Source organism: Luedemannella flava (genome assembly GCF_039528515.1).
GTDB lineage: Bacteria > Actinomycetota > Actinomycetes > Mycobacteriales > Micromonosporaceae > Luedemannella > Luedemannella flava.
Window position 1 is genome coordinate 100213 of record NZ_BAAALT010000039.1, and the last position, 11125, is coordinate 111337.

The 11125-nt window shown below is 72.3% G+C and carries 7 protein-coding genes; 2 read left to right on the plus strand and 5 right to left on the minus strand.

Going from position 1 to position 11125, the window contains the following annotated elements:
- Positions 1-23: 23 nt before the first annotated feature.
- A complete protein-coding gene (locus tag ABD211_RS08610; protein WP_425560380.1) occupies positions 24-1811 on the plus strand; it encodes an ABC transporter ATP-binding protein in 1788 nt (595 codons plus the stop codon).
- Here the strand turns inward: ABD211_RS08610 and ABD211_RS08615 are convergent.
- Both ABD211_RS08615 and ABD211_RS08620 read right to left on the minus strand, forming a co-directional pair.
- Entirely contained in the window at positions 1798-3501 is a 1704-nt protein-coding gene (locus ABD211_RS08615; RefSeq protein WP_344128113.1) for a discoidin domain-containing protein, read from the minus strand. The genes ABD211_RS08610 and ABD211_RS08615 overlap by 14 nt on opposite strands.
- A gap of 170 nt (positions 3502-3671) precedes the next feature.
- On the minus strand, positions 3672-4553 hold the full coding sequence (locus ABD211_RS08620; RefSeq protein ID WP_344128114.1) for a hypothetical protein: 882 nt from the start codon (positions 4551-4553) through the stop codon (positions 3672-3674).
- 280 nt (positions 4554-4833) lie between these two features.
- On the opposite strand from ABD211_RS08620, the gene ABD211_RS08625 reads away from it, so the two are divergent.
- Positions 4834-8886, plus strand: coding sequence for an extracellular catalytic domain type 1 short-chain-length polyhydroxyalkanoate depolymerase (locus ABD211_RS08625; RefSeq protein WP_344128115.1), 4053 nt, complete (start codon positions 4834-4836; stop codon positions 8884-8886).
- 370 nt (positions 8887-9256) lie between these two features.
- Here the strand turns inward: ABD211_RS08625 and ABD211_RS08630 are convergent, their stop codons facing one another.
- From ABD211_RS08630 to ABD211_RS08640, 3 genes are all read right to left on the minus strand, one after another.
- Positions 9257-9502: a type II toxin-antitoxin system Phd/YefM family antitoxin gene (locus ABD211_RS08630; RefSeq protein ID WP_344128117.1), complete on the minus strand. Its 246-nt coding sequence runs from the start codon at positions 9500-9502 to the stop codon at positions 9257-9259.
- Positions 9503-9522: 20 nt separating this feature from the next.
- Positions 9523-10005 (minus strand): Cys-tRNA(Pro) deacylase, encoded by a 483-nt coding sequence (gene ybaK, locus ABD211_RS08635; RefSeq protein WP_344128119.1) that lies wholly within the window; start codon positions 10003-10005, stop codon positions 9523-9525.
- A 6-nt stretch (positions 10006-10011) separates the two neighbouring features.
- Positions 10012-11125 (minus strand): class I SAM-dependent methyltransferase (locus tag ABD211_RS08640; RefSeq protein WP_344128121.1); only part of this gene is annotated, 1114 nt, incomplete at its 5' end.

Here is an 11125-nt window from a genome sequence, read left to right on the forward strand (position 1 = left end):
TCCGCCGGTACGCGCGGCGGCTGATGCTGCGCCACCCGCGCCAGCTGGCCCTGGCGCTGACCCTGCACGGCCTCGCGGCCGTCGCCGGGCTGGGCCTGCCCGCACTGGTGGGCCGGCTGATCGACGAGGTCAAGGACGGCACGTCCACCGCGCGGGTCGACACGATCGCGCTCGCCATCGCGGGCTGCGTGGTGGTGTGCGCGGCGTTCACCCGCTTCGCGACGTACGTGTCCGCGCGGTTGGGTGAGCGGGTGCTCGCGGAGCTGCGCCAGGACTTCATGACCCGCGCGCTGTCGGTGCCGCTGTCGACCCTGGAGCGGGCCGGCACGGGCGACCTGCTCACCCGTACGACGCGGGACGTGGACACGCTGGCGCGCAGCGTGCGGCTGGCCCTGCCCGAGATCATCATCGCGGTCGTCGTGGGCAGCTTCGGCATCGGCGCGCTGATCGTGGTCGGGCCGCTGCTCGCGCTGCCCCTCGTGCTCGGTGTGCCGATCATCTGGGCCGGCACCCGGTGGTACCTGCGCCGCGCCCCCGAGGGCTACCTGCGGGAGAACGCCGCCTACGCCGACATCACCGACGGGCTCGCCGAGACGGTGGAGGGCGCGCGGACGGCGGAGGCGTTGGGGGTGCGGGAGCGCCGGGTCGCACGCACGGACGACGACATCCGCCGCTCGTTCCGGGCGGAGATGTACACGCTGCGCCTGCGGACGGTGTTCTTCCCGCTGGCGGAGATCGGCTACGTCGTGCCGGTCGTGGCGACGCTGCTCATCGGCGGCCTGTACTACAACTGGGGCTGGGCGACGCTCGGCCAGGTGACCGCCGCGACCCTCTACGTGCAGCAGCTCGTCGACCCGGTCGACCGCCTGCTGTCCTGGCTGGACGAGCTCCAGGTCGGCGCCGCGTCGCTGGCGCGGGTGCTCGGGGTTGGGGCCGCCCGCGAGGAGGCCACGGCAGCGGCAGCGGCCGGCCCGGGCGCGCTGGCGGCCCGCGACGTACGGTTCTCCTATGTGGACGGCCGGGACGTGCTGCACGGCGTCGACCTGACGCTCGCGCCGGGCGAGCGGCTCGCCATGGTGGGCCCGAGCGGCGCCGGCAAGTCGACGCTCGGCCGGCTGCTCGCCGGCATCCACCGGCCCCGCACCGGCAGCATCACCGTCGACGGGGTGGCCCTCGCCGACCTGCCGCTCGACGAGCTGCGCCGCCAGGTCGCCCTGGTCACCCAGGAGCACCACGTGTTCCTCGGCACGCTCCGGGAGAACCTGACCATGGTCCGCCCCGGCGCCACCGACGAGGAGATCCGCGCGGCGCTGGCGGCCGTCGACGCGGCCGACTGGGCGCTGGCCCTCCCGGAGGGCCTGGACACGCAGGTCGGTGGCGCGGGTGCCGCGCCGTCCAAGGGGGCGCACGCCCTGTCACCGGCGCAGGCGCAGCAGTTGGCGCTGGCCCGGCTGGTGCTCGCCGACCCGCACACGCTGGTCCTCGACGAGGCGACCTCGCTGATCGACCCGCGGGCCGCCCGGCACCTGGAGCGTTCGCTGGCCGGCGTCCTGGACGGCCGTACGGTCGTCGCGATCGCGCACCGGTTGTTCTCGGCGCACGACGCCGACCGGGTCGCCGTGGTCGAGGACGGCCGGATCAGCGAGCTCGGCCCGCACCACGAGCTGGTGGCGGCCGGCGGTGCCTACGCGGCCCTGTGGCGCTCCTGGCACGGCGAGCGTCCGACGCCGGCGCAGCCGGCGCCGGGAACGGCGGCGCCGGATCCGCTGGCGGCGGAGCCGCCCGAGCTGGCGGGCGTCAGCGGAAGCTGACGGCGTCGTTGCGCCACAGGCGCAGGTCGCCGATCGACCAGGTCTGGTGCGGGTCGATGCCGTCGCCGACGGCGACGAGCCGCACGAAGCGGGCGGTCTGGCGCGGGAACGTCACCGCGCCGGACCGCGCCCCGCCCGCGCGGGTGACCCGGGTCCACCGGCGCCCGTCGGCGGAGACCAGCACGTCGAGCTCCTGCGCGTAGTCGTACGGGAACGCCTCGGCGTCCAGCGTGAGCCGGTTGAAGGCCCGCTTGGCGCCCAGGTCGACCTGGAACCACTGGCCGTCGGCGAGCGGGACGGCCGCGCGCCAGCCGGTGGCCGCGTCGGCGTCGAGCACCCGGCCCGCGTCCTCGCCGTTGCGGAACGCGGACGCGACCCAGCCCGCCCGGCCCAGCTCCTTCGGGGTGGTGGCGGGGGCGGGCAGCGGTGCGGGCCGGGTGACGCGTGGGGTGCCGCCGCCGCCGATCCGGTCGGGCCCGTTGTTGTCGACGAGCGACAGGTGGTTGAAGATCACCCGGACGTCGCGTGCCCAGCCCGGGTCGTCCTGGTCGATCTCCGCCACCGCGGCGGCGTCGATGCCGAGCTGGTTGGTCGGGCCGTACGTGTCGTCCACGACGTACCCGCCGAAGTCCTTGAGGGCCTGGAAGATCTTCATCGCGGCCGGGTTGCGCAGCCGCAGGTCGGACGCGCTCAGCGACGGGTCGACCGCGAGCAGGGCGCCCATCTTGAGCCGCCGGTCGGGGGCGGACCGGCACGGGTCGAGCGTGCAGTAGACGTTCGCCGCGTCGGCGTCGTTGCGGTCGGCGGGCCAGCGGAAGCCGGGCCGCTCGGCGCCGGGGTCGTAGGCCAGGTACTTCTGTGCCCACACCGACAGCTGCAGCGCGTGCGCGATCGGCGCGGCGCCGGTCAGCTCGCCGGGCGCGAGCTGCCCGCCCACGCTGGACAGCCCGGATCCGGTGTGCCCGCCGTAGGTGCCGTCGCCGTAGAGGTCGGCCTCCGTCGCCCGGTGGCCGTGCGGCTCACTGTCCGCGTCGCACCGGGCCATCGACCGCAACTGCAGGAGGGTACGGCCGTCCGGGTAGACCACGGCGGTGGCGTTGCCGGGCGTCGAGTACGTCGGGGCGACGACCGAGTCGCCCACGACGGTGCCGCGCGGGAACAGCACCGGGCCCAGGTCGGTCGTGCCCGTGCACCGGCCGCCGTAGGTGACGCCGTCGGCGTCGTAGGCCCCGCCGTCCGGGCCGCGCAGCGTGTACGCCCGGTAGCTGCCGGCGCGGTCCGGGTGGGCGAACGTGTTGACGTCGAGCGTCACGCCGGGCTCGGCGCGCAGGTAGACCCGTCGGTACGCGGCACCGGAGCCGATCGGGGTGTTCCAGATGCTGTCGCTGGCGAACGGCTGCCGCAGCGGGTCGCGCGGCCCGGCCGGGCGTTCGGCGTCCGCCGTGGCGTCGGCGCTGGGCGGCGCCCCGTTCGCGTGTCCGCCCGCGGGCGCGTCGAACGATCCGGCGCCGGGGCGCACGTCGCCGTTGCCCGGGGCGGCGGGCACGGGCGTCGTGCCGCTCGGCGTGGGGCTCGAGCTCGGCGAGGCCTCCGCCGTGTGGGGCGGGCAGCCGGGGCCGGTGCAGTCGGCGGGGTCGCCCGGTCCGCTGATCGCGGCGATGGCGAGCACGACGATGGCCGAGGTCGCCACAGCGATGGCGTAAGCGCGAGGGGAATGGTGCATGTGGGACGCTCCGGTGCCGGCGCTGGTCACCCGGCGGCCCCGGATCCAGCGACGCTCAACGATACGATGAGCGCCGATGCGCGAACAAGACCCTTACGTGGGGCCGGTTGCCGGTGGCGACCGGCCCCACGGGTGGGTCAGGAACCCAGCAGCTTCGCGAACGCGGCGTCGACGGTCCCGTCGTCCGGCGACGCGTACGACTTCAGGGTGTCCTTGTCGTAGGTCATGAAGCTCGGGCACCGGTTGGCGGGGGCGCTGACCGGACCACCGTCGCCGATCTTCTGGCCGGTCTTGGCGGCGTAGAAGGTGAGCACGTACCGCGCCGACATGTAGTCCACGGTGAGCTTCTTGCCGTCGGAGGCCTTGATGTCGCACTTCTGGCCGAGCGTCTCGCTGCCGTCCACGTACTTCAGGCAGCCGACGACGCTCACCTTGGTGAAGTCGGCCGACTTGGCGTAGTACGGGGTGGTCGAGTCGAGATACCCCATGCTCCAGTACGTCGGGCGGCTCGGGCGGTTCGAGAACACGTACGCCTTGTTGTTGTTGGCCGACGCGTTGTAGTCGGCCGCGTTGAGGATCGCGCCGCCGGAGCACACGTCACCGAAGTCGCTGGAGTACTTCGCGGTGATCGCGTTGTTGTTGTTCTGCTTGCCGCTGTCGTCGCCCGTCGTGGGCGCCGCGGAGGGAGGCGCCGCCACGGTGGCCGGGGCCTCCGGCGTGGTGGGGTCGTCCTTGCTGGTGAAGTACCACGCCGCGCCGCCGCCGCAGAGCAGCAGCAGGAGCACGACGACACCGGAGATCAGGCCGATGATGAGGCCCTTGTTGGAATTTGCGGGCGGTTGACCGCCGGGAACGTAGCCGGGCTGGGCCCCGTACGGCGGTTGCTGGCCCGGGGCGCCGTAGGCAGGGAAGCCCGGCTGCGTCGGCGGCTGGGCGTAGGGCGAGGTCGGAGCCTGCGGCGGCCAGTTCTGGCCGGGCTGGCCGGGCTGGCCGGGGTGCTGCGCGTAAGGGTCGCTCACGAGTTGTTCCATTCACCAGAGCTAGGACTGCTTTAAACCACCCTGCACTGTAGATCGCCTGTGCCAAGAACGTTGACCCTCGAAAGTTTCCACAGCGCTTTCGATATCAATAGCCCCATGTAACTGCCATCAAATCGCCGGTCGCGACAACGAACTGGCGGCGAGGGCTGCCGAAACATATCGACAGTGGGTTATCGTTTGGCCCGCTCTTCTCGTCCCCGTCTTCGAAGAACACGCGCCCGGGTGGTGAGTGCGTCCTGCCCGGAAGAAAGGGAAACCCATGCGCCTGGGTCGATTGCCGTACATCCCGCAGCGCCACCGACGGCGCGCGCGGACCGCGCTCCTCGCCACCGCCGCGCTCGCGGCGTCCGTGCTCGTCCCGCTCACCGTCACCACGGCCAACGCGGCGACGGTGGTGACCGACTTCACCCACGACTTCGAGGCCGGGCAGACCCACGGCTGGGTCGGCAACGGCATCACCGCGGAGAACGCCGCCGTGGCCGCGGACGCGCACGGCGGCACCGGCGTGCTGTCCGTGCACGACAAGACCGGCTGGGGCGTCGCGCTGCGCGACCTCACCCCGAACATCGCGCCCGGCGTCGAGTACACCCTGACCGCCTGGGTCCGCGCCGTGTCCGGCGCCGGCCAGGTCTCCATGACCGTCAACGCCGGCGCCGCGTACGAGAACTCCGGCACGTACCAGGTGCCGTTCGACGCGACCGGCTGGACGAAGCTCAGCCGCACCTACACGGCCGCCGCCGGCGAGGCGCTGCCCAGCCCGTTGCAGGTCTACTTCGAGCAGGGTGATCCGTTTGTGCCGATGTACCTCGACGACGTGACGCTGACCCACGTGGACTCCGGCGACTCGGACACCCGGACGGTGTTCGCCCACGACTTCGAGGACGGCGGCGCGCAGGGCTGGGGCCCGCGCGGCGGCGTGACCGTCGCCAACAGCACCGAGCAGGCGAACGGCGGCACCCGCAGCCTCAAGACCACCGGCCGTACGGCGAACTGGCACGGGCCGGCGATCAGCCTGCTCGGCAAGGTCGCCGCCGGCACGCAGTACACGTTCACCGCGTACGTCCGGATGGTCTCCGGCACCGACACGATCGGCGCCACCGTGCAGAAGGCCGTCGACGGCACGACGAGCTGGGACGGGGCCAGCGCCCGCGTCACCGCCACCGACGCCGGCTGGACGAAGCTGACCGGCACGTGGACCGCCCCCGCGAACGCCACCGAGCTGAGCCTCTACGTCGAGGGCGCCGCCGCCACGTCGGAGTACTACCTCGACGACATCTCCCTCACCTACGAGGGCGCGCCGACCACGCCCACCGACCCGCCGCTCCCGGCGGGCCTTGCGAAGGTGACCGACTTCGGCGCCAACCCCGGCAACCTCAAGATGTACGTGCACGTGCCGACCACGCTGCAGGCGAAGGCGCCGGTCGTGGTGGCCTCGCACTACTGCACCGGCACGGCGTCGGCGTTCTACACGGGCTCCGGCTTCGGCGTGAAGGAGATCGTGCAGGCGTCCGACCGGCTCGGTTTCATCATGATCTTCCCGGAGTCGACCCGCGACGGGCGCTGCTTCGACAGCGCGAGCCCGGAGTCGCTGCGCCGCGACGGCGGCAGCGACCCGGTCAGCGTCAAGTCCATGGTCGACTATGTGAAGGCGCACTACCCGGTCGACGACGAGCGGGTCTTCGCGGTCGGCGCGTCCTCGGGCGCGATGCTCACCCAGGTCCTGCTCGGCAACTACCCGGACGTGTTCGCCGCGGGGGTGTCGTTCATGGGCGTGCCGCACAGCTGCTTCGGCACGGGCAGCTCGACGAACCTGTGGAACAGCGCCTGTGCGCAGGGCTCGCTGGTCAAGACCGGTCAGGAGTGGGGCGACCTCGTCCGGGCCGCCTACCCCGGCTACACCGGGTCGCGCCCGCGCGTGCAGCTGTGGCACGGCACCGAGGACACCACGATCTCCTACAACAACCTCGTCGAGGGCGTGAAGGAGTGGGCCGACGTCCTGGATGTCCCCGCCACGCCGGCCGCCACCCGGACGCTGGAGGACACCTGGTCGCGCAGCCGCTACGGCAGCGACACCGTCACCGCGCCCGTCGAGGCGATCACCGTCAACGGCAACGGGCACGACCTGCCCCGCCCGGAGATGCACGCGTACGCCCTGGCCTTCCTGGGTCTTGACGACCCGGTGGCGGAGCCGGAGCCGGACCCGGAGGACGGCCCGCAGACGCTGCTCAACCACGGCTTCGAGAACGGCACCACGCAGGGCTGGACCGCGCGCGGCGGCCCCGAGGTCGTCACCAACAGCACCACGGTGGCCCACACCGGGACGCACAGCCTGTCGGTGACGGGGCGCACCCAGACCTGGAACGCGCCGATCGTCAGCCTGCTCGGCCGGGTGAAGCAGGGGATCAGGTACAACGTCTCGGCGTGGGTGCGCACCTCCGCGGCGTTCCCGACAGCCACGGCCAGGCTGACCGTCGAGCGGCGGCTGGGCGACACGCCGACGTACGAGGGCCTGACCGGTGCGACGCCGGTGACCAGCACCGGCTGGACGAAGCTGACCGGCTCGTACATCCTCGGCGACGACGTCGACTTCCTGAAGCTGTACGTCGAGACGGACGGCCTGGAGGACTTCTTCGTCGACGACGTGAAGATCACCTACCTGCCGCCGCTGCCGATCCAGACCGACATCGCGTCCCTCAAGGACGAGCTGGCGCGCTACTGGCCGCTCACGGGCGCGGCCGTCGAGGTGCCGCAGCTGGTGGGCGACCACGCGACGCTGCTGGCCAAGCACTTCAACTCGGTGACGCCCGGCAACGCGATGAAGTGGGACACCATCCAGCCCCAGCCGGGCGTGTGGAACTTCGCGCGCGCCGACCGCATCGTCGCCCTGGCCGAGGCCAGGAACATCAAGGTGTACGGGCACGTGCTCGCCTGGCACTCGCAGCTGCCGGCCTGGGTCTTCCAGGACAGCGCGGGCAACCCGCTGCCGGTGAACGCGGAGAGCAGGCAGCTCGTCCTCGACCGGCTCGCGGAGCACATCCGCGCGCTCGTCGGCCGGTACAAGGGCAAGGTCTACGCCTGGGACGCGGTGAACGAGGTCATCTCCGACGCCGCCGACGAGACGTACCGGCAGAGCGACTACTACAAGTACACCGGGCTCGACTTCATCCGGACCGCGTTCCGGGTGGCGCACGAGACCGACCCGGACGCGAAGCTGTGCATCAACGACTACAACACCCAGCTGCCGGACAAGGCGGCGAAGTACCTGGCGCTGGTGAAGCAGCTGCTCGCGGAGGGCGTGCCGGTCGACTGCGTCGGGCACCAGATGCACCTGCTGGTCAACGACTCGCCGGCCCAGATCGACCAGGTCCTCGGCCAGTTCCAGGCCCTCGGCCTGCGCCAGCGCATCACCGAACTGGACATCAGCGTGTACGCCGACCGCTACGACTCGTACGACCCGATCCCCGACTCGGCGCTCGCGGCCCAGAAGGCGCAGTACAAGGCGGTGTTCGAGGCGTTCGCAAAGCACGCGGCCGGCATCGACTCGTTGACGTTCTGGGGTCTCGCCGATGACGACACGTGGTTGACGACCTTCCCGATCAACCACCTCGACACGCCGCTGCTGTTCGACGACCGGCTGCAGGCCAAGCCGGTCTTCGACACGGTCGTCGACGTGGCGAGGACCTGGCTGCCGGCCGGGCCGCGCACGGCGACGCTCAGCGCGGACCCGGTGGTGCTGCCCACGAAGGGCACGGTCCCGCTGACGGTCACCCTGTCGGCGAGCTGGTGCCCGACCACGGGCAGCAAGGTCGTCGCGGTCGGCCCGAACGGCACCCTGTCGGCGACGCTGGCGAAGACCCCATCCGGTACCTACGCGGCCAAGCTGACGGCGTCGAAGACGACCGCGGCCGGCGCCTACGACGTGTACCTGTCGGGCACCGACTGCGTCGGCGCCAGCTTCGCCCCGCCGGCGGCGGCCGCGAAGCTCGGGTCGTTCACCGCGCTGGCCCCGACCACGGTCAGCGTCGACGTCCTGCCCGAACCGGCCCGCAAGGGCAAGGACATCGCCGCCCTCGGCGTCGTCCAGCACCTGGACAACGGCGCGATGAACGGCTTCTCCGGCGCGACTCTGATCGTCGAGTTCAAGCCCGACGGCGCGACCACGTACACCCAGATCACCACGACGACGACCATCTTCGGCGGCCTCTACGCCTTCCACGCGACGGCCACAAAGTCGGGCACGTGGCGCGTCCGCTACGCCGGCGACGCGACCCACGCCCCGTCCTCCGCGACCGACCAGGTCACGGTCCGCTGACGCGTCGGGGCCGGCGGCTGCGCCGCCGGCCCCGCGCACACAAGAGTCGACTTCTGGCTGCTACCCGACGAGGGATAACAACCAGAAGTCGACTCTTGCCGGCGAGACCGTGCATGTCGGCATTCGCATCCCGGTCGGCGCCACAGGACGCGTCCAAGGTCGCGGTTTCGTGTACCAGAGTGCAGCTGGGCCGCACTCTGGTACACGAAACGCCGATCTTCGCGACAGGTGCAGGGTGATATGCGGCTTTTCGGGTCGCTGGCGCTTCACATTCGCACAGGGTTCAGTGATCGTGAGCCGGCGCGCGTCCGTGACCGCTGGCCGGACCGCGCGTTCGTACCGAAGATGGCGATCTCCACGCGAGCACATATCAACGACGGTCGTGGATCTCGACGTCAACGGCATCCATGTCGGCGATCCGGCGACGGAGTTCGGCGCCGTTCGCGCCGCGGGACACATAGTCCGCTTCGCGCCAGGCGTCGTAGCCGCGCTTGAGCATGATCACCACATCTTCGTGGCCGCTGCGCGTCACAACAGGATCCGCGGCGTCGCTCTCGATCGCGTCGAGTGCGGCGGCGAGGTTCGGGCGCAGGTTTGATGCTGTGATCACCCGCATCGGCAGCAACGCGTCGTGCGTTAGTCGGGGCGGGAGATGGGGGCGGTGACGGCGGCGGTGAGGCGGACCAGGTCGGTGGGGGCGAGTTCGACCTGGAGGCCGCGGCGGCCGGCGCTGACCAGGACCGTGTCGAACTCCAGGGCCGACTCGTCGATCACTGTGGGCAGGGCCCTGCGCTGGCCGAGCGGGCTGATGCCGCCGCGCACGTAGCCCGTCGTCCGCTCGGCGAGCGTGCGGTCCGCGAGCGCGGCCTTCTTGCCGCCGGCGGCGGTGGCCAGCGCCTTGAGGTCCAGCTCGCCGGTCACCGGGACGACCGCGACCGTCAGGGCGCCGTCCACCTCGGCGACCAGCGTCTTGAACACGCGGGCCGGCTCCTGGCCGAGCGCCGCGGCCACCTCGAAGCCGTAGTTCGGGGTCTGCGCGTCGACCTCGTAGGGGTGCAGCGCGTGGGTGACCTTCTGTCTGGTCAGCAACGCGGTCGCGGGAGTGCCTTGGGCTGCCACAGTCGATCAGGCTACCGGTACGCCGCGAGCGATTATCGCCGTCGGCGCCCCCGCAACCCGGGTGAGCAGCAGCGTCCCCGACCCCGACCCGGACAGCCGCAGGTCGCGGCGCAGCTTCTCGGGCTCCAGCGCCGACCCCCGCTTGCGGATCTCAAGAACGCCCAGGCCGTGGGCCCGCACCGCCGCGCGCACCCGCTTCAACGAGAACGGCAACATCTCCAACACCTCAAAACTCATCGAGTACGGGCTGACAGCGGCCTCGTCCGTGTAGCAGTAGGCGATCGTCGGGTCGGCCAGGCGCCCGCCGACGGTGGCGGCGAACTCGGCCACGAGGTGGGCCCGCACGACCGCCCCGTCCGGATCGTGCACGAACCGGCCGGGCGACCCGACCGGCGCGAGCGCGCCGCCCGTGCCCGTGAGCTGGTGCGTGGCGCGGCCGCGCGTACTCACCAGGGTTGCCTTTCGCGGCGTGGCGGCCAGCGGCCCGCACCAGAACGCGGCCTCGACCACCTCGCCGTCCACGCTGACCCACTCGGCCTCGGCGCCGGGCGGGATCAGCGCGTGGTCGATGCCGGGGCCCAGTTTGAGCACGGTCGCCGGGATCCGGTCGGCGAGGCCGGTGACGAAGTCCCAGGGTGGGGAGTAGGCCTGCGGGTCGAAGACGCGCCCGCCACCGGCCCGGCGCCGGGCCGGATCGCAGAACACGCCGTCCACAGTGTCCAGTGGGACGGTCGTGGCGTCGGCTGTCGTGACAGTGACCAGGTCGGAGAGGCCGAGGACCTCTACGTTCGCGGCGGTGATCGCGGCGGTGAGCGGGTCGGCGTCGACGGACCGCACGCGCAGGCCCGCGCGGGCGAACGCGATCGTGTCGGCGCCGATGCCGCAGCCGAGGTCGGCGACGTGGCGCACGCCGGCGGCCGCGAGGCGGTCGGCCCGGCGGGCCGCGACCGGGGCGCGGGTGGCCTGCTCCAGGCCGGCCCGGGTGAAGAACAGGCGCCCGGCGTCCGACCCGAACTTCGCCCGCGCGCGAAGGCGCAGCTCCGTCTGGGTGAGGGCGGTCGACGCCAGGTCGGCGGGGAAGCCGGCGGCCCGCATCGCGGCGGCCGCGGCCAACGGGTCG